Below are 23332 nucleotides of genomic sequence, written 5' to 3' on the forward strand. Positions count from 1 at the left end.
TACCGCACCGCTGTTGTTGTGCCCTCGTCGCGGTACGAGGTGATCCTGGTGTCTTCGTGCGCCCGGTGCCGGCTGCGCGGCCGGTTCCGGATGTCCGCGACGAACACCTGACCTCGCTCTGCCCGGTGGAGTGCCACCGGGCCGTGTCGTCCGGGAATCGCGCTGCTCCGTTCCGGATGGATCACCCTGAAAGGCCATCGGCCATGCGTACCGACCAGCACCCTTCTGCGACCGCCCAGTTCACCAGTCCGCTCGCCGCCGTCCGCAACCTGGGCATCCTCGCCCACGTCGACGCGGGCAAGACCACCGTCACCGAGCGGATCCTCTACACCACCGGGACCACCCACAAGCGGGGCGAGGTCCACGACGGCACGACAGTCACCGACTTCGACTCCCAGGAGCGCGATCGTGGCATCACCATCTTCGCCGCAGCCGTCAGCTGCGCCTGGGACGGGCACCGGATCAACCTGATCGACACCCCGGGCCATGTCGACTTCGCCGACGAGGTGGAGCGCTCGCTGCGCGTGCTTGACGGCGCGATCGCGGTGTTCGACGCCGTGGCCGGAGTCGAGCCGCAGAGCGAGTCCGTGTGGCGGCAGGCGGACCGGCACGGGGTGCCGCGGATCGCCTTCGTCAACAAGCTGGACCGCTCGGGCGCCGACCTCGACTCGGCGGTCGAGTCGATCCGGCGGCGGCTGCACCCCGCGCCGCTGGTGGTCCAGTTGCCGATCGGCACGGAGGACGGGTTCACCGGTGTGGTGGATCTGCTCCACCTGCGGTCGCTGCGCTGGGCCGGCGGCGGCGGCACGTACCAGGAGGGCCCGGTACCGGACGCCCTGCTGGACGAGGCGCGCAGGCGCCGCCGACTGCTGGAGGAGGCCGTGGCCGAACTGCACCCCGGCGCGCTGGAGGAGTTCTGCGCGCGGTCCACACTCTCCGCCGGGACGCTGGCCGCAGCGCTGCGCGACCTGACCCGGACCGGCGAGGGCGTGGTGGTGCTGTGCGGCTCGGCCTACCGCAACCGCGGCATCGAGCCGCTGCTGGACGCGGCGGTGGCCTACCTGCCCTCGCCCCTGGACGTGCCGCCGGTGCGCGGCACCGTGACTACAGGTGCGGGGAACAGCGCGGCGGCCGGCGCGCTGCAGGAGCGGGCGGCCGACCCGGCGGCGCCGTTCGCGGCACTGGTGTTCAAGGTGAACTCGACCGCCACCGGGCGGCTCACCTATCTACGGGTCTACTCGGGAACGATCGACAAGGGAGCGGTGGTGATGGACGTGGGCGCGCGGCGCACCGAGCGGATCAGCCGGATTCTGCGGGTCCAGGCCGACCGGCACGCCGAGGTCGACCGGGCGGTGGCCGGGGACATCGTCGCGGTCATCGGACCGAAGGCGGCCCGCGCCGGGGCGACCCTGTGCGCTCCCGGGGCTCCGCTGCTCCTCGAACCGCCGACCGTGGCCGATCCGGTGGTCTCGGTGGCGGTCGAGGCCCGCAGGAGCAGTGACTCGGACCGCCTGGTGTCGGCGCTGGCCGGCCTGGTCGAGGAGGATCCCTCGCTGGTCGTCCGGACCGATCCCGAGACCGGGCAGACGGTGCTGTCGGGGCTGGGCGAGCTGCATCTGGAGGTCGCGGTGGAGAAGATCCGCCGAGCCCACGGGCTTGAGGTCGGTGTCGGCCGGCCGCAGGTGGCCTATCGGGAGACCGTCGGGCGCGGGGTGTCCGGGCTGCTCTACCGGCACGTCAAGCAGGACGGCGGGGCCGGACAGTTCGCGCAGGTCGTCCTCGACCTGGAGCCGGCCGCCCCCGGCGGCGAGGCGGAGTTCGTGTTCCGGTCCACCGTGGTCGGCGGGCGGGTGCCGCAGGAGTACGTCCGCGCGGTGGAGGCCGGCTGCCGCGACGCCCTGGCCGAGGGCCCGCTCGGCGGGCACCCGGTGACCGGGCTGCGGGTCACCCTCACCGACGGGGCGACGCACTCCAAGGACTCCTCGGAGCTGGCGTTCCGCGCCGCCGGCCGGCTCGCGCTGCGCGAGGCACTGCGTGCGGCTGTGCTGGTGCTGCTCGAACCGGTGGTGGAGGTCACGGTCACCGTCCCAGAGGACGGTGTGGGCGGGGTGCTCGGCGATCTGGCGGCGCGCCGCGGCCGGGTCTCGGGCTCGACCTCGCAGGCGGGTACGGCCGTGATCACCGCGACCGTGCCGCTGGCCGAGCTGTTCGGCTACGCGACCCGGCTGCGCAGCCGGACGCAGGGCCGCGGCACTTTCACCGCCCGGCCCACCGGCTACGCGCCGGCGCCGACCGGGACACCGTCCCGCTAGATTCCGCCGATTCCGCCGATTCCGCCGATTCCGCCGATTCCGCTGCCCCGGTGACGGCCCTGCCCGCGTAAGGGCAGGGCCGTCACCGTGGCGCCTCAAGGCCCGGCCAACCGACGCTGGTCAGGACGCGGTCTCCAGGGCGTCCAGGGCGGCCAGGATGTCCGGCATCGGAATCCGACCGCCGGCCACCAGCTGCGCGCCGCCCCGCCGCAGGGCCGCGGCGAACGGCGCGGCCCAGAGGTTCTCGTAGACCAGGATCCCCGCCGAGCTACCGGGCTCCAGCGCGGCGCCCGCCTCGGCGAAGTCGTCCTGGCCCAGCAGGCCCGAGGTGACGCCTTCGAAGATCTCCAGTTCCAGGCCGCCGTCCCCCGCCAGGTCGGCGAGTTGTATGGCGGTGATGGAACCGTCGAGCTCCTTCTTCACGAACTCCAGGTCCAGGATCCGGATGATGCCCCGGTCGACCAGGTCGACGAGCAGCGGGAGGCCCTCGCCCGTCATACGGCTGCCGGGAAACTCGACGATCAGATAGTCGATCGGCCCCAGCTGTTCGATGTCGTCGCTCATGCCAACTCCGATGTGCGTTCTGCGATCTCCGATGTCCGCCCGATGTGCTCAGGAGTTGAGGATGTGGCTCTTCTGCTCCTGGAACTCGGCGTCGGTCAGCAGACCCTGGGTCTTGAGGTCACCGAGCTGCTTGATCTGGTCGATCTTGCTGTCCATGCTGTCGCCGCTGGTCACGGGCGCTGCCGGCGGCGCGGCTGCGACTGGCGCCGGCTGAGCGGCAGGGGCGGCCAGCTCGTCCTGGTGCGCCCATCGGCCGGCCTGCCGCCGTGACACGCCGTTGGAGACGGCGGTCGCCGTCCCGGCGATGGCGGCGGTGCGGGCGACGCTTCGCAGTAGACGGGGCATGTGGCTCTCCCACCTTTCAGGTCCGCGAGCTTGTCGGTGGCCCGGTTATTCCATGGTGCTCCTCGATCCGCGCTGCCGCCGAGGGCACTGCGCTGCCGCCGAGGGCACTGCGGCTGCTGCGGAGGGCGGGATGGGTGGGGAGCGGGGAGGCCGACCGGTCGTCGGATTCGGCCACCGGATCGCGGCGCCGGCCCGCCGCTGACCACGGCCCGAACCCGGCGGTCCGGGCGCGGGCGGGAGACCTCGCTGCTCAGGCGGGTGCGCGTGAGTGAGCCGGATGGCCGAAAGCTAATATAAGAGCATCGCCTAGCTTGAAAGATGGACCTGTGACTGTCAATGAGGACGTGTTCACTAACTGGAAGAACCGTGAGGAGATCGCGGAGTCGATGATCCCGATCATCGGGAGACTGCATCGGGAGAGGGACGTCACGGTCCTGCTGCACAGCCGCTCCCTGGTGAACAAGTCGGTGGTCAGCATCCTCAAGACCCACCGCTTCGCTCGCCAGATCGCCGGCGAGGAGCTCTCGGTCACCGAGACGCTGCCGTTCCTGCAGGCTCTGACCACTCTCGATCTCGGTCCTTCGCAGATCGACATCGGCATGCTCGCCGCGACCTACAAGGCCGACGACCACGGCCTCTCGGTCGAGGAGTTCACCGCCGCTGCCGTCGCCGGTGCCACGGGCGCCAACAAGATGGAACGCAACGCGCCGCGCGACGTCGTCCTGTACGGCTTCGGCCGGATCGGCCGCCTGGTCGCCCGCCTGCTCATCGAGAAGGCCGGTTCGGGCAACGGTCTGCGGCTGCGCGCCGTGGTCGTCCGGAAGAGTGCCGGCGAGGACCTGGTGAAGCGCGCCTCGCTGCTGCGGCGCGACTCCATCCACGGCCAGTTCCAGGGCACGATCACCGTCGACGAGGCGAACAACAAGATCATCGCCAACGGTCACGAGATCACGGTGATCTACTCCGACGACCCGACCAAGGTCGACTACACGGAGTACGGCATCAACGACGCCATCCTCATTGACAACACCGGCCGGTGGCGCGACCGCGAGGGTCTGTCCAAGCACCTGCGCCCGGGTATCGCCAAGGTGGTCCTGACCGCGCCGGGCAAGGGCGACGTCCCCAACATCGTGCACGGCGTCAACCACGACACGGTCAAGCCGGACGAGCAGATCCTCTCCTGCGCGTCCTGCACCACCAACGCGATCGTCCCGCCGCTGAAGGCGATGGAGGACGAGTTCGGTGTGCTGCGCGGCCACGTGGAGACCGTCCACTCGTTCACCAACGACCAGAACCTGCTGGACAATTACCACAGCTCGGACCGTCGCGGCCGGTCGGCACCGCTCAACATGGTGATCACCGAGACCGGTGCGGCCTCGGCCGTCTCCAAGGCGCTGCCCGACCTCAAGGCGAAGATCACCGGCAGCTCGATCCGCGTGCCGGTGCCGGACGTCTCGATCGCGATCCTCAACCTGCAGCTGGCCCGCGAGACCACCCGCGAGGAGGTCCTCGACTACCTCCGCGACGTGTCGCTGACCTCGCCGCTGAGGCGCCAGATCGACTTCATCAGCGCTCCCGACGCGGTGTCGAGCGACTTCATCGGCTCGCGCCACGCCTCGATCGTCGATGCCGGTGCCACCAAGGTCGAGGGCGACAACGCGATCCTCTACCTGTGGTACGACAACGAGTTCGGCTACTCGTGCCAGGTCATCCGGGTCGTCCAGCACGTCTCCGGCGTCGAGTACCCGACCTACCCGGCCCCGGCGCTCTGATCCCGGCCGACGGTCCGACCCGGCGCCCCGCCCGGTAGGGCGGCGCTGCGGGATGGCGGTGGGGTGGCAGTCGATCCTGATCGGGACCGACTGCCACCCCACCGCGCGTTCTGCCGTCGGATAGGGTCGGGCCATGCCACATGATCATGGAACTCGGGCGGGCGGACCACCGACGACCCGGGCGTCGGCCCCGCAGGCGGTCACGGCAGCCGATGTCGAACAGGCCGTACGGAGCGCGGTCGCGACGCTGGCGGGCGCGCTCGACGCGGACTGGTGCGTGCCGGCGGGGGAGTTGGTGTGGGACTGCTGGGAGACCCTGGAGCACACCGCTGACGGACTGTTCGCCTACGCGGCCCAACTCGGCCCGGAACGGCCGCCGTTGGACGGCTTCGTGCCGCTGCGCTGGCAGCGTGACCGGCCGGACGGGCCCCCGAATGTGGTGTTTGTGGACCGTGCCGTCGGCCCGGCCGGGCTGCTGCAGGTGCTGGAGACCGGTGGCGCACTGCTGACGGCCATGGTCCGGACGGTCGCGCCGCAGACCCGCGCCTTCCATGCGTACGGGGTGTCGGACCCCGAGGGCTTCGCCGCGATGGGGGTGGTGGAGACCCTGGTGCACACCCACGATGTGGCCACCGGCCTCAACCTGCCCTGGAACCCGCCCGCCGACCTGTGCGACCGGGCCCTGGCCCGGCTCTTCCCCGAGGCTCCCCAGGACACCGACCGCTGGCCCACCCTGCTCTGGGCCACCGGACGCGGCGAACTGCCCGGGCACCCGCGCCGCGCCTTCGACCGCTGGCACAGCGCACCGCTCGGGGACGCCGTCGATCCCAGCTGATCCGGTGGCCGGACGGGGGACGGCGCGCCGTCGGAGCCCTGGTGTGCCACCTTGGAAGGGGGCCGGCAGAGCGGTTTTCTGTGAGAGGAGCGGCCATGTCATCGAAGAGGCGTCGCAAGAAGAAGGGGCGCTGCAAGCACAAGGCCAACCACGGCCGCCGTCCCCAGTGCTGAGTCTCCGGGGCGGCCCGATGCCCGGTCTCGGTTGAGGCCCGGCGCCTGTTGTAGCAGCCGCGGCAGCGGCGGTCCACCAATGCGGTGGCCGCCGCTGCCTTTGCGTTACCGCCTGCCGCGATCTGCCGTTGCCTGGACGGCTATGCCCAGGCGCAGTGGCGAATCCCGGTCAACTCCAAGGCTAAGCTGATGCTGCTCACCCGCGCTTTCGAGGATCTGGGCCCGGCGTCTGCTCCGGGCTCCTCGCCACCAGTGGCCTGACGCCAGGGAGTGTCTGCCGGCACGGCTCACCGCCGACGAACGGCAGCCGGCCAGCCCGCGTCCAGCCAACTGGCGTTCACCCAGCTGACGTTCACCCAGCTGACGTTCGGCCGACTGACGTTCGGCCGACCGATGTCCGCACGGCTCAACCACCAGGCGATATGCCGGCCCCGAAGTACCGCCACGGGGGCCGGCTCGGCGTTCTCGTACCGTCCGACCTGCCGCCCTTCCCGGGACCGGCAGCTGCCCCGCAGTGCAGTACTTCGTTCGCAGGAAGAGGTTATGGGTTCAGTGGGGACGCATCAGGTCGACACGATTCAGCACGCGGTGGCGGTGGGAGGCGAGAAACTCGCCTGCGGAGTGACTCAGCCCGTCGGGGCAAGGGCCGGCCTCAGCGCGGTCGTTCTGCACGGCGCGGGCACCGCCGACCAGTACGTGCATCAGCAGCTGGCGCGCCTGCTGGCCGAACGGGGCTGCCAGTCGGTCAGCCCCGACTTCTCGGGCCACGGTGCCAGCACGGGTCTCCTGCAGAAGCTGAGCCTCGAGCGCCGCTTCCAGCAGGCGCGGGCGGTCATCGACGAGCTCGTACCCGCCGGCGATCAGCTGCTCCTGGTCGGCGCCAGCATGAGCGGGCAGACCGTCGCCGATCTGCTCTGCCACTACGGCAGCCGAGTGCCGGCCGTCGCGCTGCTGGCCCCGGCCGTCTACCCGCGCCGCGCCTGGAGCCTCCCGTTCGACGCGGGCTTCACCGAGGTCATCCGCACTCGGGAGGCCTGGCGCGACTCGGCGGCCCTGGAGACGTACGCGGACTTCACCGGGCGGGCCGTCCTCGCGGTGCCCGCCGAGGACCACGTGATACCCCCTGCGGTGAACCGGGCCCTCGTCCAAGCCCTCTCCAGCCGCGCCGACTTCACCCACCTGGAGTTCTCCGACGCCACCCACCACCTCGGACGCTACTTCCAGGCCCACCCACAGAAGTGCGCCCACCTGGCCGACCTCCTCGTGGGCGGCTGACCGGAGGAGCGCCCGGCCCTCATCGCGCCTTCGGCTGCTCCGTGGGCCGGGGCGGGGAGTTGAGCAGGGGCGGGGCGTTGAGCAGGGCGTCGACCTCGGCCAGGGTGGGCAGTGAGCGCTGTGCCCCCGTTCGGGTCGCGGCGAGCGCGCCCGCGGCGCAGGCTCGGCGCAGCGCCTCGGGCAGGGCGCGGCCGGCGCTGAGCGCGACGGTCAGTTGGGCGCAGAAGGCGTCGCCCGCGCCGACCGTGTCGACGGCCCGTACCGGGAATGCGGCGGCGCTGTGCCGCCCGGTCGGCCCGGCGGCGACCGCGCCGGCCGCCCCCAGGGTGACCACCGCGGTGGCCGGGCCCTGGGCGCGCAGCAACTGCGCGCGCTCGGCCCACTCCTGGCGGGTTCCGGTCTCGGCGGTCAGGCCCAGCAGGCCGGCCGCCTCGGTCTCGTTGACCACCAGGACGTCCACCAGCCCCAGCAGCTCGGCGAGTTGAGGGCCTGGATCGGGGCGCGGCGCGGCGTTGAGCACGGTCAGCGCTCCGGCGGCCCGGGCGCGGCGGGCGGCGGCCAGCACGCTGGGCTGCGGCACCTCCAGCTGCAGCAGGACGGCGGCGGCCGGCTTCGTCAGCGGGTCGTCCGTCAGCACGTCGTCCAGCAGGGCTTCCAGCGTCGGAGGGTCGAGCCGGCGGTTGGCGCCGGGGGAGAGCGTGATGGTGTTCTCGCCGTCCTGCTGGACCACGATCAGGGCCAGTCCGGTCGCCGTGCCCGGCAGGGTGCGGACGGCGCGGTCGTCGACGCCCTCGGCGGCCAGCCCGGCGCGCAGTTCGCCGCCGAACGCGTCGTCACCCAGCAGGCCCACCAGGCTCACCCGGGCGCCCAGCCGTGCGGCGGCGACGGCCTGGTTGGCGCCCTTGCCCCCGGCGCCGCGTACCGCGTCCGCGCCGGGGACGGTCTCGCCCGGCTCGGGCAGCCGCGGGACGGTGACCGACAGATCCATATTGAGGCTGCCTACGACCACCAGTCGTTCCGTCATGGCTCCGCACTCCGTGGCTCGTGGTGCCGATCTGGTCCGCTGAGGCCGACGGCACCAGCTGGCGATCAGGGTAGCGGTGGACGGTCATCGAGGCCGGCAGAAGCGGGTCGGAACAGCTCGTCCAGGTGATGGGTGAGGATCGCCAGCGCGGCTTCCCCGGTGCGTTGGCCGCCGAGCACGCTCGAGCCCAGGCCGTTGACCAGAGCCAGCATCCCGGCGGCCGTCATCTCGGGGTTCCTGCCGGCCTCGATCTCCCCGGTCTGCTGGGCGGCGCGGAGCTGTTTGGCGAGGAAGCCTTCGAGGAGGTCGGGCTGGGCCGTTCCGTTGCTTCTGCGGGTCCCCGCGCTGTTCCTGCTCGGGGCGCGCAGCGCCATGCACGACTCGCGCGAGGTCGCCGACCGCATCGGCAGGCTCGTACCCTCGGCCCGGGTGGAGATCGTGCCCGGCGCCGGCCACGCGCTGCCGACCGACAAGCCGGAGCTGGTGGCCGACCGTATCCTCGACGCCGTCACGCGGTAGCGCCGGCTCGAATCAGCCGGCCGGTTGCGGGGTCTGCGGTGGCGGCGGCGCCGGGTGCGCGGGGGCGGATTCCGCGCTGTCGCTGCGCGCGTGCGGCAGCCGGCGGACGGCGGTGGAGGCCAGCGGGGCCACGGCCGCGAGGGCGTAGACGACGCCGGTGACGGTGATCACCCGGAACCCGCCGAAGGCCTGGGCCAGCGGACCCACGCTGAGCTGGCCGATCGGGATCGCCAGATACGACAGCAGGTCGTCATAGGACGAGACGCGCGACAACGCGTGCGCGGGAACGTGCTCCTGCAGCGAGGTGTCCCAGCTGATGGCGGCGACGGAGGAGCCCAACCCGGCGACGAAGGCGGCGGCGATCAGCCAGGGAGTGTGCAGGTGCGCGCCGAGTGCGAGCAGGGGAAGGGCAATGAGCGCGCTCATCAGCTGCCCCAGCCGTAGCAGGTGCCTGACCACCAGGCGGTACATCAGCGCGCTCATCACCAGCATGCCGAGGCCGCGGGCGCTGAGTACGAACCCCCAGGTCGCCTCGCCACTGGTCTGCCGGGTGAGCTGGGGGCCCAGGATCTGCCAGGTGCCGGTCTGCACCAGGTTCATCAGGCAGAAGGACAGGCTCACCAGCCACACCCAGCGGATGCGGCGGAACTCCGTCCACCCGTCGCGGATGTCGGCCGGCACGGTGGTCGAGCGGGGGGCGGCCGGGGCGGTGCCGAGGGACAGCCGGGTGAGGCACCCGGCGGCCAGGAGATAGCTGACGGCGTCGAAGGCGATGGCTGGGCCGCTGCCGACGGCCACCACGAGGACTCCCGACACGCTCGGTCCGAGGATCTTCGTGGCGTTGCGCATCGACCCCAGCAGCGCGTTGGCCTGCCGGAGTCGGTCCTTGCCGACGAGCTCGGGGACCACACCGCGCAGGGCTGGTGTGGTGAACGCGGCGAGGACGCCGTTGAGGAACTCCAGGAGGGCCACCAGGAGGAGCGAGTAGTGGCCGGTCAGGAGGAGGCAGGCAACGCCGCCCTGGGTCAGCGCCGAGCCCAGGTTGGCTGCCACCAGCACGGTTCTTCGCGAGAACCGGTCGGCCGTGGCGCCGCCCAGCAGGAGGAAGGCCAGCATCGGCACCATATGGGCCGTGAGGACGATGCCGAGGTCGCCGGTGCGGCCGGAGGCGCTGAGAACCGCGAACGCCAGCGCGACCGGGGCCATCGACGTGCCCAGGAGGGATACCAGTTGCCCGGTGAAGAACCAGCGGAAGTCTGCCTGTCGCAGAAGGGAGGAGCGCACGGGCCGCAGTCTTCAGGGCCGTCGGGTCGGATACCAACGTTTCGGTGGGAGGCGAAAGTTGGCGCCGCCCCTGCTGCCCCGCCGCCGCTCTCGCGACGCCGCGATCGCCCGGCTGGTCCACATGCTGGTCAGGCCGGAGCGGGCGGTCGTGCGTGGTGCTATCGTCCGCTGCATGCAGCACACCGCCACGCTCGCCATGATGCGAATGATGCCCCGAACTCCGGAGGCGCTTCGCTAGCGAAGCCGTGTGCGCGATCACCGCGACGGACCCTCCGGAAACGGAGGGTCCGTTTTTTGTTGCCCAAACCCAAAGGAAGACCCCGCCATGGCCCATCCGCCGGTTATCTCCCTCACCGACTGCGCCGACCCCAACGCGCTGGCCCGGCAGTCCGCCCGGATCGCCGCGCTCTTCGGCGCCACGCCGACCGTCCTGCCGCTGGGCGGGCCGGACCCGGAGGGCGTCGCCGCGCTCACGTTGCTCGATCTGCTCCGCTCCACCGAGATCGTCGGCGGCCCGACGCACCCGACCGTCGTCCTGGTCAACATCGCGCCGCGGGACGGCCACTGGCCCAACGGAGCACCGTTCTGCTACTTCCGGCACCGGGAGAACCTGGTCATCAGCACCCTCAACCCCCGTGTGCTGGAGCCGCTTTCGACCTACCTGGGACTGACGGAGGTCCAGGTCACCGATGTGCGCGAGGTACTGGAGGCCGCCGCCGCGCAGTGGGCCGAGCTGGCGCCGGCCGAGGTCGAGGAGATCACCCGGACCCAGTTCCGCAGCCTCTGGTATGTGCCGCTGCTGGCCCGCTGGCTGGTGGACGGCCGCCCGGTCCCCGCGCGGCCGCACCAGGTGCTGACGCCATGTCAGAACGCCGCAGTGGACGGGGAAGTACGGGTGGCCGTGGTGGACAACTTCGGCAACTGCAAGCTGGATCGGCCCGCTGCCGCCATCCCCGGCTACCGGGAGGCCCGCGGCCTGCCCGTCCGCAGCGCACGCGACGGCGGTAGCGTCCAAGTGCGCTGCTACGACCGGCTGCCCGACGTGCCGTACGGCGAACCGGCTATCACGACCGGGAGTTCGGGCCTCGGATTCGCCGAACTGGTGGTGCGCGGTGGCTCCGCAGCCGAACTGTTCGGCTTGCGCGAAGGCGACCAGGTGCTCCAACTCACCAGCTGACAGCTCGTCCCGGCGCTGTCGAACGACGACCGCCGCATTGACACCGCACTGCGTAGCCCGGAATGCTGAAACGTATGTCCGGAACCATTGCGCTGGTACGCCGCCGCCACGTTGATCTCGTGCGCTGCGCCGCCGACCTGTGTCGCTGAGCGAACAGCCGGCCCCTCCTCTCGTACCGTCCGTGTACTTTCCGTCCCGGACATCTCTGCCAAAGGAACCACCATGTCCCGTGCCCGCACAGTCGTTGCCGCCTCGCTGGGGGCCGTTGTCGTGCTGACGGCCGCCGCCTGCGCTCCGCAGCCCCAGAAGTCGGCGACCTCGGCCGCGAGCGGCGCCGGCAGCGCAGCCTGCTCGATCAACAGTCCGAACCTGTACAAGCAGGGGCAGTTGACCGTCGCGACCGATTCCCCGGCCTATGCGCCCTGGTTCGACAACAACACCCCGGCGGACGGCAAGGGCTTCGAAAGCGCCGTCGCCTATGCGGTGGCCGGCAAGCTCGGATTCAGCCAGAGCCAGGTGAAGTGGGTGGTCGAACCGTTCGACAATTCCTATGCCCCCGGCGCGAAGACCTTCGACTTCGACATCAACGAGATCTCCAACACCCCGGAGCGAGCGAAGGCGGTGGACTTCTCCACCAGTTACTACACGGCCAGTCAGGCCGTCCTGGTGCTCGGCAAGTCCAAGTACGCGGGCGCGACCTCGCTGTCCGCGCTCAAGGACGCCAAGATCGGCGTGCAGGTGGCCACCACCAGCTACCAGGCGGTGATCGACGAGATCAAGCCCACGCAGCAGCCGAGCGTCTTCAACACCACCAACGACGAGGTCAACGCGCTGCAGAACGGCCAGATCGACGCGGTCGTCACGGACCTGCCCACGGTGTTCTACCTGGCAGGATCGGAGCTGCAGGGCGGCAAGATCCTCGGCCAGTTCGGCTACGCCGGCGGCACGCCGGAGCAGTTCGGCCTGCTGCTGGGCAAGGGCAGCGGGCTGACCGCGTGTGTGGACCAGGCGCTCGCGGGGCTCAAGGCGGACGGCACGCTCGACCGGCTCACCTCCCAGTGGCTGGCGTCCTCCGCCAACGCCCCCGAGCTCAAGCCGTAGCGGGTCGACCAGTGGAACACGAGACCACGGCCGAGCTGAACCAGCAGGCCAACCAGCAGGCCAACGACCGGGCCGACAAGCAGGACCACGAGCGCGACGAGCGGGCGGACGCCGACTACCGGCCCAGCGCCCGGCAGCAGGAGCGGGAGCGGTTCCGCCGCGCCCGCAAGCGGCGCAACAGCGTGATCGCCGCGCTGTGCACGCTGGCCGGCCTGCTCGCGGTGGGGGCGGCCGCGGTCGCCTCACCGGGCTGGGACCGGGTGCACAGCCTCTTCCTGAACGGCGCGGAGTTCCGCAAGACGCTCCCGGCGATCCTGGACGGCTTCTGGCTCAACATTCAGATGTTCCTGGTGGCCGAGGTGCTGATCCTGGCCCTGGGCCTGCTGATCGCGCTGGTGCGGGTGACCCGGGCGCCCGGCCTGCAGCCGCTGCGGCTGGCCGCGACCCTCTACGTGGACGTGTTCCGCGGGGTGCCGACGCTCCTGCTGGTCTTCCTGGTCGGCTTTGGGCTGCCGGCGCTCCAGCTGCAGGGCACCCCCTCCCAGCCCTGGGTGCTCGGGGTGATCGCCCTGGTGCTCTCCTACGCCGCCTACGTGGGCGAGGTGTTCCGGGCCGGACTGAACTCGGTGCACCCCGCGCAGCGCAACGCCGCACGGGCGCTCGGGCTCAGTGAGACGCAGACGCTGCGGCGCGTGGTGCTGCCCCAGGCGGTGCGCAATGTGCTGCCGCCGCTGCTCAACGACTTCATCGCCCTGCAGAAGGACACCGCGCTGGTCGCCGTCCTGGGGCCGCTGGAGGCGCTGAGAGTCGCGCAGATCAAGGCGGACTACGCCTTCAACTACACCCCCTACCTGGGGGCGGCGCTCCTGTTCATCGCGGTGACCATCCCGCTGACCAGGTATGCCGACCGACTGCAGCGGCGATCGGCGCTGCGTACCTGGGCGGAGGCCGGACAGTGAGCGAGCAGCTGAGCGAGCATGGGGGACCGACCGGGAGCGGCGACCCGCTGCTGCGGATTCGCGGCCTGCGCAAGCAGTACGGGTCGCGCGTGGTGCTGCGCTCGATCGATCTGGACGTCGCCGAGCACCAGGTCGTCTGCCTGATCGGTGGTTCCGGCTCGGGCAAGTCGACCCTGCTGCGCTGCGTGGACCTGCTGGACGTCGTCGACGACGGCACCGTCCACCTGGGCGACACCGAGCTGACCGACCCGCGCCTGGACGCCAACGTCGCCCGCCGCCGGATCGGCATCGTCTTCCAGGCCTACAACCTGTTCCCGCACCTGAGCGTGCTGGACAACATCACGCTGGCGCCGCGGCAGGTGCACAAGGTCCCGCGCAAGCAGGCGGAGGAGTCGGCCCGGGAGCTGCTGGCCAGGCTCGGGCTGGCGGACAAGGCGCAGGACTACCCGGACCGCCTCTCCGGCGGCCAGCAGCAGCGGGCCGCGATCGCCCGCGCCCTGGCCACCGAGCCGGAGCTGCTGCTCTTCGACGAGATCACCTCGGCGCTCGACCCCGAACTGGTGGGCGAGGTACTGGATGTGGTCGCCGACCTCAAGCAGCGCGGCCTGACCATCCTGATGGCCACCCACGAGATCGGCTTCGCCCGGCACGCCGCCGACCAGGTCTGCTTCCTGGAGGACGGCGTGATCCGCGAGCGGGGCAGCGCGGAGCAGGTGCTCACCGATCCGCGCCACGACTCGACCCGGCGCTTCCTCTCCCGGGTGCTGGAGCGTTAGCCGCCTGGAGGGGGGAGAAATCCGTGCCCGCCGCGACCTGGCATCATCGAGGGCATGATCGAACGAGTCATCGCGGCGTGCGACGGAGCAGCAAAAGGCAATCCCGGCCCGGCGGCCTGGGCTTTCGTGATCGCGGACAGCGCGGGCGTCCCGCAGCGCTGGCAGGCCGGCCCGCTGGGGCACAGCACCAACAACATCGGTGAACTCACCGCGCTGGAGCAGCTGCTGACCGTGACGGACCCCGCCGTCGCGCTGGAGGTCCGCCTGGACAGCACGTACACCCGCGACGCGGCGACGAAGTGGCTGGCGGCGTGGAAGCGCAACGGGTGGAAGACCGCCGCCGGCAAGCCGGTGGCCAACCGCGAGCTGATCCAGCGGATCGACGCGCTGCTGACCGGCCGGGACGTGACCTTCGTCTATGTCCCGGCCCACCAGGTGAACGGCGATCCGCTGAACGCGATCGCTGACAAGGCCGCCAGCGACGCGGCCCGCACCCAGCAGGCCGCCGGCGGCACGGCGGCCGACCTGCCCGTGCCGGACCCGGTCGCCGCCTCCGCACCGCGAGCGGCCCGCGGCTCCACCCCGTCCGCGAGCCTCCCGGCGAAGCGCGCCTCCTCGGGCGGCTCGCGCACGCTGTCCGCGCGCTTCCCCGGCACCTGCCCGTGCGGCCGCCCGTACGCGAAGGGCGAGACGATCACCAAGGTCGGCAGCAGCTGGGGCCATCCGCAGTGCGCGGCCACCCACAGCTGAGCCACTGAGGTACGCGGTACGCGTTAGCCGCGCAGCCAGACCCGCAAGGGACCGACCGCCTCGAAGCCGTGCCGAACGGCGGCCGCCAAGTCCTGCCCGTGCTCGTAGCCGACCACGGGCAGGGTGGGGAACAGCCGGTGCACCGCCTCCAGGACGACCGGCCAAGCCGCGTCGGCGCCGCCGTCCGCCGCGAAGACGTTGGAGACTCCGACCACCTGGTCGCTGCGGCTCGCCACCGCGCCGGCGACCACCCGGCCGTCGGCGGCCCGCCCCGCGAGCACGAACGTGGCCGGGTCGTCGAGGAGTTCGGGTCGGAAGAGGTCCGCCTGGCCGTCTCCGCCGTCCCAGGCGACCGCCCACGCGCGCAGCGTCTGCGCGTCGCCCGCCACGTCCCAGGCGAGCTCCGACGCGATGGCCGGCGCACTCGCGGGGCGGTGGATCCACTGCGCTTCGAACAGCACGTGGAAGCCGGCCCCCGTCAGGTCGAGGTCCGCGAAGCTGTCCTTGACACTGGCGCCGGGCGCTGCGGTATCGATCCGGGCGGCAAGCGCCGCCGCGTCGGCGCCCGGCAGCAGCGTCACCGCGTCGGGGTAGTACAGCGGCGTCCGGGCCGGCGCCGCCCAGGCCTGCACCCCGAACTCACCTGCCAGGCCGTGTGATCGGCTCATCGCCGAGCACCACTCGGCGTTGTTGCGGGCGGCGGCCTGGACCAGGAACTGCTTAGACGTCGTCACGACTGCGCATCATGGTCTGCGGTGATCAGTCCCGTCGAATGGTTTTCATGCCGTGGTGGTGCGCCGGCGAAGTGATCGGGCGGTCGACCGCCACCAACTCGCCGACGCCGACACGGATTCGCCCGGATCGAGTGAGACCCGCGGGGACACGCCGAGAGGGGCGCCGGACCGCTGCCAGGATCGGGGACCGCACCAGCAGCCCGCCCCGTCCTGCAGCGTACCGACCGGTACTCCTGCCACCCGAACACGCCTACCGCGATGCGGAGTTGGCGCGCACTCCGGGCTGCCCGCGGCCAGCACAGAACCGGCGAACCCAGGGAGCAACGTGACCAGGTACATTCTCAAGTCGGAGCAGCGACCCGCCGACATCGCTCCGCCCGTCCCCCCGGACCCGGAGGGGAAGGAGCACAGCGAGCAGTTCCGGGCCCACTTCCCCGGCGACAGGCGCTCCGCGGCCAACGCGTCGATGTCGACCGCGGCGATGCTCCGCCGCCTGCCCCAGCTCGTCCGCCGGGCGCTGTCCCTCGCCTGGGCCGCCGATCCCGCCTCCACCGCGCTGCTCCTGGTGTGCCAGCTGCTCTCGGGTGTCTTCGGCGCGCTCGCCCTGTACGCCACCACCGGCACGCTTCGGGCGCTGCTCGTCCCCGGGCCCGTCGGCCAGCACCTGCGGCACGCCGCGCCGTCCCTGACGCTGCTCGCCGCCTCGGCCGGCCTGCGCGCCGTCCTCGCGATCAGCGTGACCAGCCTCTCCACCCGGGTCTCGCCCCGGATCAACCGCGAGGCCGACCTGGCGCTGATCGCCGCCGGCTGCGAGGCCGAGCTGAAGGCGTACGACGAACCCGCCTACAACGACCAGTGGGAGTCCGCCGACCGGGGCGCGGCCACCACCCCCGACCTGCTCTCCAACGCGCAGGACGTGATCGCCGCCACGGTCTCCCTGATCGCGGCGGCCGGGATCCTGGCCACCCTGGACCCGCTGCTGCTGCCGTTCCTGCTGCTGGGCTCGGTGCCCACCGGTATCGCCGCGGTGCGCACCGCGCGCCTGCACTACCTGTCCACCCTCGCCACCAACGAGGAGCGCCAGGCGCTAAGGATCTACCGCTGGTTCCTGATCGACAAGGGCCGTGCCGACCAGGTCCGCTCCGACCAGGTCAGCCCGTTCGTGATGGAGAAGTACCGCCAGGCCGAGGAGCGCATCATCGCCGCCACCGACCAGGCCACCCGCAAGGCCGCCAGGGTCTCGCTCTGGGCGGCCGTCGGCACCGGCGCGGGCAGCGCGCTGATCTGGGGCACCCTGCTGTTCCTCATCGCCACCGGCCGGATCGGCCTTGCGGCGGCCGGTGGGGCCACCTTCGCGCTGCGTACCGCCGCCGGCGGTGTGCAGGGCATGGTCGGCAACGGCGCCCGCCTCTACCGGATGGGGCTCTACCTGGACGACTTCTTCACCTTCCTGGACGAGGCCGGCGGCCACCGCATCCGACGCGGCGACGTCACCCCCGCCTCCCCGTCCGTGGTCGAGGTGACGGGCCTGGCCCACACCTACCCAGGCGACCAGCAGGAACCCGCCCTCCAGGACGTGAACATGACGCTGCGCCGAGGGGAGGTCGTCGCCGTCATCGGGCAGAACGGCAGCGGCAAGTCCACCCTGCTCAAGCTCCTGGCCGGCCTCTACCTCCCGCAGACCGGGCAGATCACCTGGGACGGCGTGCCGGTCGAGCGGCTGGACGCCGACGGCATGTGGACCCGAGTGGCCCGGGTCCCGCAGGAGTTCGCCCGCTGGCCGCTCAACGCCGCCGAGAACATCCACCTGGGCCACCTGACCGACGACCTGATGGACGAGGTGCGCCGCGCCGCCGCGCAGACCGGCTTCGACGAGATCGTGGACCGGCTGCGCTCGGGCTGGCGCACCCTCCTCGCGCAGGGCTGGCTCGGTGGCGCGGAGCTCTCCGGCGGGGGCTGGCAGCGCGCCGCCGTCGCCCGCGCCCTGTACCGCACCGCCCTCAACCCGGGGCTGCTGATCCTGGACGAGCCGACCTCCGACCTCGACCCCCGAGCCGAGCACCGCATCCTGCACGCCCTGCGCGGCCTCGCCCCGGAGCGGATCACCCTGCTGGTGACCCACAACATCGCCAACGCCGCCGTCGCCGACCGGGTGATCGTCATGGACCGGGGCCGCGTGGTCCAGACCGGCACCTGGGCGGAGCTCGCCGAGCAGCAGCACGGCCTGTTCCGCGAACTCCTGGACCTCCAACGCGACCGCGCCGTCCCCGGCCAGCGCACCGCCGGCTGACAGGGCGACCTCACCGGCCGGGCACCCGCACCCCCCTGCGCACCCGCACCCCTCCGGCTCGGCGGGCCGATTAGCCGGAGCCACCATGGGCACTCTTCCAACCGCAGCCGTCGACAGCGGGAGAGAGAGCTCATGAGTGAACTGCCGCAGGTGCCCGGCGATCAGTCGGGAGCCCTCCTCGCCGCCCGCGCGAGCATCCTCGACCGCCTGGTCTCCGCGCTCGTCCGGGAGGGCCTGGTGGAGGCGGCGGCGCTGGGGGTGCCCGTGCGCACGGTGAACCTGGCGGGCAAGCACCGGGTGGACGGCCCGGGCCCGGACCCGGTCGACCTGCTGGACGGGCTGCTCGCCCGCGGAGTGCTGCCCCCGGAGGGCGACTGGGGGCTGCTCCGCGCCGAGACCGCGGCCGGCGTCGAGGGTTATGCGCTGGCTCTGGAGGAGGCGGCGCGCCAGGCGGAGAAGCTGCGGGCGATCGGCCCGTGGCAGGAGCAGCGGCCCTTCTCGGAGCTGCTGGAGCGCCTCGCCACGCACTCGCCGCTGGTCGGCTTCGAGCAACTGGCCCTGGACGGCCACCCGTTACACCCCTCGGCCAGGAGCCGGCGCGGCATGTCGGCAGCCGAGCTGACGCGCTACGCCCCCGAATTCGGGGCGGTGTTCCCGCTGCGCTTCGTGGCCGTCCGGCGGGACGCGGCCTCCGGCGCGGACGGAACCGGGCACGGCGACCCGATGGACCCGGCCGCCGGGCTGGCCGCGGTGGACCGGGTGCTGGCCGAGGCGTTCCCGGGCGCGGTGGCCCAGGCCCGGGCGGAGCTGGTGGCGGCGGGCCTCCCACCGGGCGACTTCGTGCTCGTCCCCGTCCACCCGCACCAGTTCGAGCACGCCCTGCCCGAGCTGCACGGGGACGCCCTGGCGGCGGGAGTGGTGGTGCCGCTCGCCGCCACCGTGCAGGCCATGCCGCTGCTCTCCACCCGGACCCTGGCAGCCCGGGAACCGGGCGTACCGGGGCTGCACGTCAAGACCGCGCTGGAGGTCCAACTCACCACCGCGGTCCGGGGCGTGTCCCCGGAGGCGGCCCACAACGGTCCCCGCCTCAGCATCCTGCTGGCCGCGATCGCCGAGCAGGACGCGGCCGTGCGCCGCCTCGGCGTCGCGCGCGAGTACGCCGGGGTGGTCTTCCAGCCGCGCCGCCAGGACGCGGCACGCCGCCGCTCGCTGGGCGCGGTGCTGCGCGAGGACGTCGAGCTGACGCTGGCCCCGGACGAGGTCGCCCTGCCGATGGCCGCACTGCTCGCACGGTCTCCGCTGACCGGGCTCGCTCTCGTCCACGATCTGCTCGTCGAGACCGGCCTGACACCCCAGGACTGGCTGCGGGGCTGCCTCGGCACCCTGGTGGAACCGCTGCTGACCCTGCTGGTCAGGTACGGCGTCGCGATGGAGGCGCACGCGCAGAACACCGTGCTGGTGCTGCGCGGCGGTTCGCCCTGCCGGGCTGTCGTCCGGGACTTCGGCAGCCTGCGGATCCTGCCCGCCCGGCTGGCGCGCAGCGGACACACCGTCACCCTGCTGCCGGGGTCGGCTCTGTACGCCCGGGACGCGGGGGAGCTGCGCCGGAAGCTGTTCTTCCCGCTCTTCGGCAACCAACTGGCCGAGCTGGTACCGGCCTTGGCACAGGCGGGCGGCTGTGCGGAGGAGCGCCTCTGGGAGGTGGTGCGCGAGGCGGTCGTCGGCGCCCTCGGCCGGTTGGCGCAGACGGAGGCCGAGGCCGTGGACGAGGCCCGCGCGCTGCTCGCCGACCGGTGGCAGCTCAAGGCGCTGGTCCGGATGCGGCTGGGCGGCAAGGTCACCGAGGCGATCCACGTGGACGCCCCCAACCCGCTGGGCGAGCCGCTGAACGCCCTGGAGGACGGGGTGTTGGAGCAACTGCGCGTGCTGGATCCGCAGTTGGCCGTGGAGTGGCTCGGACAGCTGCCCGCCGCCCGCCGCGACACCCGGCACGACCTGCGAGCGGCGCTGCTCCGGGAGGGCGTCGACCTGCCCAGCTTCGACCAGTCCAGCCTCGACCAGTCCAGCCTCGACCCGTCCAGTCAGCCCGGCGGCGAGGCCGCCGAGGAGTTCCGCACCGAGCTCGCCGACTCGGCGGCCAACCGCGCGCTGGCCCGCGCCCTGGTGGCCCGCAGGGCAGCGCGGCTGAGCGGACCCGACCTGCTGAGCTCCCTCCACGGCGCGCCCAGCACCGTCGCCCTGCAGCTGGAGGCGCTGAACGCGGAGGGCCACCCGCTGCACCCGTGCCGGCGCACCCGCCGGGGGTTCTCCACCGCCGACGTCCTCGCCTACACCCCGGAGAGCGGAGCCGTGGTCGGCGTCCAGTTGGCCGCCGTCCGCCGGGAGTTGCTGCTGGAGAGCCCCGGCGAGCGCGGCTCGGTCGGCGAGCTGCTCGCGGCCGGGTATCCGCAGATCGCCGCGCAGGCGGAGCGCGGGCTGCGGGCGCGCGGCGTCGACCCGGCGCAGTACGCACTGGTCCCCGTCCACCCCTGGCAGGCGCGGGAGCGGATCCCCGCCCTCTACGCGTCGGAGTTGGCCGAGGGCGCGCTGGTGCTGTTGCCTGAGGCCGTCCTGCCCTGCCGGCCCACCGCGTCGATCCGCAGCCTGGTGACGGTCGACCCGGGCCGGGACGGGCGCAGGTACGCGGTGAAGGTCTCGCTGGACATCCAGCTGACCGGTCTTCGGCGGACGATCTCGCCCGCCACCACCCGTAACAGCCCGCAGATCGCGGGGGTGATCGACCGGCTGCTGGCGGCCGAGCCCCGGCTCCGCGGGCGGGCGGTCTTCGTCCCCGAGCTGGCCGGGGTGGCCTTCGCCCCGCCGGAGACCACGCCGGCCGAGGCCGGGTCCGGCGACCCGGCGCGACTGCGCGGTCTGTGCGCGCTGGTCCGCCCCGACCCGGCGGACCAGCTGCACCCCGGCGAGAGCGCGGTCAGCGGCTGCGCGCTGCTGGCCCACTCCCCGTTCTCCGGCGGGACCCTGCTGACCGAGCTGGTGGACCGCAGCGCGAGGTCGACCGGGGTCCCGCTGGCGAGCGCCGCCCGGGAGTTCCTGCGGGAGTATGCCGAGCTGCTGTGCTCGGCGGTCCTGCCGCTGCTCGCGCGCTGTGGCATCGCCCTGGAGGCACATCTGCAGAACACGATCCTCGCCGTCGACCCGGACGGCCGCCCCGCGCGTCTGCTGCTGCGCGACAGCGCCGGATTGCGCCTGCACCCGGGACGACTGGCCGCGGCCGGGGTGGACTTCACGCCGTACCCGGGCTCGGTGACGGTCTCACCGGACCTCGACGTGGTGCGGGCCAAGATCTCCCACGCGGTGATCCAGGGCAACCTGGGCGTGCTGGTGAACCATCTCAGCGCCCACTACGGGCTGCCGGCCCCCCGAACTGTGGGGGACCGTACGGGAGGTGGTCCGCGCCGTCCAGGCCGACGTCGGCGCGGGAGCGACGGACGCGCTGCGCGACGCGATCGAGCAGGACACCGCCGCGCTGCTGGGGCCGACGCTGCCGGAGAAGGCGTTCGTGCGGATGCGACTGCACCCGAAGCAGGGGGACGTGTTCGTCCACCTCCCCAATCCGCTCCACCTCCCAGCACGTACGGCCGGTGAATCGTGGCGGTGAGTCGTGGCCCTGACGTCGCAGCGGAGCGTATGGTGCCCGAATGATCGAGGTACCGGAGGCGTTCGCGCGGGGCACCGTCGAGCGTGAAGGTGAGCCGGGCGCGGCCTGGCTCACCGAACTGCCCACGCTGGTAGAGGAACTGATGGACCGTTGGGGATGCGTGCCGGACGGCGAGGTGATGCACGGGGGCGTCGGAGTCATCGTCCCGGTGCGACGGCGGGCCGAGGGGACAGCGGTGCTGAAGGTGTCGTTTCCGCACCCCGGCAACATCCATGAGCCGGACGCGTTCGCGGCGTGGGGCGGACGCGGGGCCGTCCTGCTGCACGAGCGCGACGACGCGCGTTTCGCGATGGTCCTGGAGCGGGTCAGGGCGTCGACCCTGGCGGAGGTCGAGGACGGTGACGAGGTGGTGGCGGTCGCCGGGCGGATCAACCGCCGGCTGGCTGTCCCGGCGCCACCGGGCCTGCCCCGGTTGAGCCGGCAGGCCGACTCCTGGGAGCGGCAACTGCGCAGCGACGCCGAGCAACTGCCGCACACCATGCCGCGTTACGTGGTGGACGCCGCGGTGGCGACCGCCCGCGAGCTGGGCCGCGTCCAGCCGGACACCCTCATCCACGGCGACCTCCACGCCAGGAACATCCTGCGCGCCGAGCGTGAGCCCTGGCTGGCCGTCGACCCCAAGGGATACGTGGGAGACCCCGCTTACGACGGCGGCACGCTGCTCAAGACGCGCGCGCTGACGCTCCTCGAAGCGGACAACCTGCGCGCCGCCGCCCACCGCGTCCTGGACGTCTTCGCCGAGGCCGCGGAGGTCGATCGATCGCGCGTCCAGCGGTGGGCGCAGTTCCATGCCGTCCAGGCCGCGTTCTGGGGCCGCCGGCACGGATTCCGGATCGCCCGCGGTGGCGCACGCCTGGACCTGATCACCCGATTCGCGGACTGCCTCGCGGAGTTGCTCGCGGACCGTGCGTAGTAGCACCATACGGCCGGGCCGGGGCCGTCCGCTGGTGGTTCAGCTGCCTGCGGTGACGGCTTTGAGCTCGTCGAGCGATTCCCGGACGAGGTGTGAGAAGTCCTGCTGGCCGGTCTGGTTGATCCAGCGTTCGAACGCGACCTTGAAGACGGCGATCCCCGCCTCGGCGGCCAGACTCGCGGCCGGATCGGCGACGCCGCGCGCGCAAGGCGTCGGCCATGGCCGAGGCGAGTGAGGCGAGCTTGATCAGTTCGCGTTCCTGGAGCTCCCTGTTCGCGGTGATCACGGCCTGGCGCTGCTGGGAGTGCTCGCGACGCTCCCCGAGCAGTGCGGCACCCGCCTCGAGCGCGGCCGCCACCGCGTCGATCGGCGAGGCGCCCGCAGGCGCGCCGGCGACGGCACCCGCGAAAAGCTCCTGCAGGGTGCCGGCGCCCGCGAACAGCACCTCGGTTGATCCGTCCGGTGTACTCGGCCCGCAGGTAGCGGGAGCTGACGCCCTTGAGACTGTTGACCAGTTTGGACAGGGCGACCTTCGGCGGGTAGTGCACCAGCAGGTGGACGTGATCGCCCTCGCCGTTGAATTCCCGCAGCTCCGCACCGAAGCTCTCGCATACGTCCCGCATGATCGCCTCGCAGCGCGTCAGCATCTCGTCGTTGAAGACCTCACGCCGGTACTTGGTGACGAACACCAAGTGTGCGTGCAGGTGATAGACGACATGGTTTCCCCGGCGGATATCAGGATCTGGTTCCCAGCGTGGTGACATGCGCCAAGTTTGACAGGTGTTAAGGTGACCTGCGATCAGGAAGGGGG

At 72.3% G+C, this 23332-nt stretch carries 19 protein-coding genes and 2 pseudogenes; 13 read left to right on the plus strand and 8 right to left on the minus strand.

Going from position 1 to position 23332, the window contains the following annotated elements:
* Positions 1-203 precede the first annotated feature (203 nt).
* On the plus strand, positions 204-2312 hold the full coding sequence (gene fusA / locus P3T34_RS37595) for an elongation factor G (protein WP_280670992.1): 2109 nt from the start codon (positions 204-206) through the stop codon (positions 2310-2312).
* 120 nt (positions 2313-2432) lie between these two features.
* Here fusA and P3T34_RS37600 read toward each other — a convergent pair whose 3' ends face one another.
* Both P3T34_RS37600 and P3T34_RS37605 read right to left on the minus strand, forming a co-directional pair.
* Positions 2433-2876 (minus strand): DUF6325 family protein, encoded by a 444-nt coding sequence (locus P3T34_RS37600; protein WP_280670994.1) that lies wholly within the window; start codon positions 2874-2876, stop codon positions 2433-2435.
* A 48-nt stretch (positions 2877-2924) separates the two neighbouring features.
* Positions 2925-3221 carry an SHOCT domain-containing protein gene (locus P3T34_RS37605; RefSeq protein WP_280670996.1) on the minus strand — a complete coding sequence of 99 codons (297 nt, stop codon included), beginning with the start codon at positions 3219-3221 and terminating at the stop codon, positions 2925-2927.
* A gap of 326 nt (positions 3222-3547) precedes the next feature.
* Between P3T34_RS37605 and P3T34_RS37610 the strand changes: the two genes are divergently transcribed.
* The 3 genes from P3T34_RS37610 to P3T34_RS37620 all read left to right on the plus strand — a co-directional run bounded on the left by P3T34_RS37610 (position 3548) and on the right by P3T34_RS37620 (position 7276).
* Positions 3548-4993, plus strand: a complete 1446-nt coding sequence (locus P3T34_RS37610) for a glyceraldehyde-3-phosphate dehydrogenase (RefSeq protein WP_280670998.1) — start codon at positions 3548-3550, stop codon at positions 4991-4993.
* A 133-nt stretch (positions 4994-5126) separates the two neighbouring features.
* Complete coding sequence (locus P3T34_RS37615; protein WP_280671000.1) at positions 5127-5828, plus strand: hypothetical protein; 702 nt, start codon at positions 5127-5129, stop codon at positions 5826-5828.
* A 794-nt stretch (positions 5829-6622) separates the two neighbouring features.
* Positions 6623-7276, plus strand: coding sequence for an alpha/beta fold hydrolase (locus tag P3T34_RS37620; protein WP_280671002.1), 654 nt, complete (start codon positions 6623-6625; stop codon positions 7274-7276).
* 19 nt (positions 7277-7295) lie between these two features.
* Here P3T34_RS37620 and P3T34_RS37625 read toward each other — a convergent pair whose 3' ends face one another.
* Both P3T34_RS37625 and P3T34_RS37630 read right to left on the minus strand, forming a co-directional pair.
* On the minus strand, positions 7296-8300 hold the full coding sequence (locus tag P3T34_RS37625) for a ribokinase (protein WP_280671003.1): 1005 nt from the start codon (positions 8298-8300) through the stop codon (positions 7296-7298).
* Positions 8301-8365: 65 nt separating this feature from the next.
* Entirely contained in the window at positions 8366-8674 is a 309-nt protein-coding gene (locus P3T34_RS37630; RefSeq protein ID WP_280671005.1) for a TetR family transcriptional regulator C-terminal domain-containing protein, read from the minus strand.
* Between P3T34_RS37630 and P3T34_RS37635 the strand changes: the two genes are divergently transcribed.
* Positions 8583-8819 (plus strand): alpha/beta hydrolase, encoded by a 237-nt coding sequence (locus P3T34_RS37635; RefSeq protein ID WP_280671007.1) that lies wholly within the window; start codon positions 8583-8585, stop codon positions 8817-8819. The genes P3T34_RS37630 and P3T34_RS37635 overlap by 92 nt on opposite strands.
* A 12-nt stretch (positions 8820-8831) precedes the next feature.
* Here the strand turns inward: P3T34_RS37635 and P3T34_RS37640 are convergent, their stop codons facing one another.
* On the minus strand, positions 8832-10103 hold the full coding sequence (locus P3T34_RS37640; protein ID WP_280671009.1) for an MFS transporter: 1272 nt from the start codon (positions 10101-10103) through the stop codon (positions 8832-8834).
* Positions 10104-10428: 325 nt separating this feature from the next.
* Here P3T34_RS37640 and P3T34_RS37645 point away from each other — a divergent pair, with 325 nt between their 5' ends.
* From P3T34_RS37645 to P3T34_RS37665, 5 genes are all read left to right on the plus strand, one after another.
* On the plus strand, positions 10429-11280 hold the full coding sequence (locus P3T34_RS37645) for an SAM hydroxide adenosyltransferase (RefSeq protein WP_280671011.1): 852 nt from the start codon (positions 10429-10431) through the stop codon (positions 11278-11280).
* Positions 11281-11502: 222 nt separating this feature from the next.
* The gene (locus P3T34_RS37650; RefSeq protein ID WP_280671013.1) at positions 11503-12381 is read left to right on the plus strand and encodes an ABC transporter substrate-binding protein; all 879 of its coding nucleotides are present in this window, start codon (positions 11503-11505) and stop codon (positions 12379-12381) included.
* Positions 12382-12392: 11 nt separating this feature from the next.
* Positions 12393-13340 (plus strand): amino acid ABC transporter permease, encoded by a 948-nt coding sequence (locus tag P3T34_RS37655; protein ID WP_280671015.1) that lies wholly within the window; start codon positions 12393-12395, stop codon positions 13338-13340.
* The gene (locus P3T34_RS37660) at positions 13337-14116 is read left to right on the plus strand and encodes an amino acid ABC transporter ATP-binding protein (RefSeq protein ID WP_280671017.1); all 780 of its coding nucleotides are present in this window, start codon (positions 13337-13339) and stop codon (positions 14114-14116) included. The genes P3T34_RS37655 and P3T34_RS37660 overlap by 4 nt, the downstream gene beginning before the upstream one ends.
* A 54-nt stretch (positions 14117-14170) precedes the next feature.
* Positions 14171-14866 (plus strand): ribonuclease H, encoded by a 696-nt coding sequence (locus P3T34_RS37665; RefSeq protein WP_280671019.1) that lies wholly within the window; start codon positions 14171-14173, stop codon positions 14864-14866.
* Positions 14867-14889: 23 nt separating this feature from the next.
* Here P3T34_RS37665 and P3T34_RS37670 read toward each other — a convergent pair whose 3' ends face one another.
* Positions 14890-15600, minus strand: a complete 711-nt coding sequence (locus P3T34_RS37670) for a hypothetical protein (protein ID WP_280671021.1) — start codon at positions 15598-15600, stop codon at positions 14890-14892.
* Positions 15601-15925: 325 nt separating this feature from the next.
* On the opposite strand from P3T34_RS37670, the gene P3T34_RS37675 reads away from it, so the two are divergent.
* The 3 genes from P3T34_RS37675 to P3T34_RS37685 all read left to right on the plus strand — a co-directional run bounded on the left by P3T34_RS37675 (position 15926) and on the right by P3T34_RS37685 (position 22521).
* A complete protein-coding gene (locus P3T34_RS37675) occupies positions 15926-17890 on the plus strand; it encodes an ABC transporter ATP-binding protein (protein WP_280671023.1) in 1965 nt (654 codons plus the stop codon).
* A 132-nt stretch (positions 17891-18022) separates the two neighbouring features.
* The gene (locus P3T34_RS37680; RefSeq protein ID WP_280671025.1) at positions 18023-21535 is read left to right on the plus strand and encodes an IucA/IucC family protein; all 3513 of its coding nucleotides are present in this window, start codon (positions 18023-18025) and stop codon (positions 21533-21535) included.
* 53 nt (positions 21536-21588) lie between these two features.
* Positions 21589-22521: an aminoglycoside phosphotransferase family protein gene (locus P3T34_RS37685; RefSeq protein WP_280671027.1), complete on the plus strand. Its 933-nt coding sequence runs from the start codon at positions 21589-21591 to the stop codon at positions 22519-22521.
* Between the two features lie 39 nt (positions 22522-22560).
* Here the strand turns inward: P3T34_RS37685 and P3T34_RS37690 are convergent.
* Both P3T34_RS37690 and tnpA read right to left on the minus strand, forming a co-directional pair.
* Positions 22561-22969: pseudogene (locus tag P3T34_RS37690) on the minus strand (TetR family transcriptional regulator); the annotation flags it as partial.
* A pseudogene (gene tnpA / locus P3T34_RS37695) lies at positions 22953-23285 on the minus strand (IS200/IS605 family transposase); the annotation flags it as partial. The pseudogenes P3T34_RS37690 and tnpA, both read right to left, overlap by 17 nt.
* Positions 23286-23332: the final 47 nt, after the last annotated feature.

The sequence above is a fragment of the Kitasatospora sp. MAP12-44 genome (genome assembly GCF_029892095.1).
Lineage (GTDB): Bacteria > Actinomycetota > Actinomycetes > Streptomycetales > Streptomycetaceae > Kitasatospora.

What these genes read in the sequence shown, in the direction of transcription:
- P3T34_RS37600 (WP_280670994.1), bottom strand. Translation starts at nt 2,876, where the DNA reads ATGAGCGACGACATCGAACAGCTGGGGCCGATCGACTATCTGATCGTC.
- P3T34_RS37685 (WP_280671027.1), top strand. Translation starts at nt 21,589, where the DNA reads ATGATCGAGGTACCGGAGGCGTTCGCGCGGGGCACCGTCGAGCGTGAA.
- fusA (WP_280670992.1), top strand. Translation starts at nt 204, where the DNA reads ATGCGTACCGACCAGCACCCTTCTGCGACCGCCCAGTTCACCAGTCCG.
- P3T34_RS37650 (WP_280671013.1), top strand. Translation starts at nt 11,503, where the DNA reads ATGTCCCGTGCCCGCACAGTCGTTGCCGCCTCGCTGGGGGCCGTTGTC.
- P3T34_RS37680 (WP_280671025.1), top strand. Translation starts at nt 18,023, where the DNA reads ATGAGTGAACTGCCGCAGGTGCCCGGCGATCAGTCGGGAGCCCTCCTC.
- P3T34_RS37605 (WP_280670996.1), bottom strand. Translation starts at nt 3,221, where the DNA reads ATGCCCCGTCTACTGCGAAGCGTCGCCCGCACCGCCGCCATCGCCGGG.
- P3T34_RS37630 (WP_280671005.1), bottom strand. Translation starts at nt 8,674, where the DNA reads ATGGCGCTGCGCGCCCCGAGCAGGAACAGCGCGGGGACCCGCAGAAGC.
- P3T34_RS37615 (WP_280671000.1), top strand. Translation starts at nt 5,127, where the DNA reads ATGCCACATGATCATGGAACTCGGGCGGGCGGACCACCGACGACCCGG.
- P3T34_RS37625 (WP_280671003.1), bottom strand. Translation starts at nt 8,300, where the DNA reads ATGACGGAACGACTGGTGGTCGTAGGCAGCCTCAATATGGATCTGTCG.
- P3T34_RS37645 (WP_280671011.1), top strand. Translation starts at nt 10,429, where the DNA reads ATGGCCCATCCGCCGGTTATCTCCCTCACCGACTGCGCCGACCCCAAC.
- P3T34_RS37665 (WP_280671019.1), top strand. Translation starts at nt 14,171, where the DNA reads ATGATCGAACGAGTCATCGCGGCGTGCGACGGAGCAGCAAAAGGCAAT.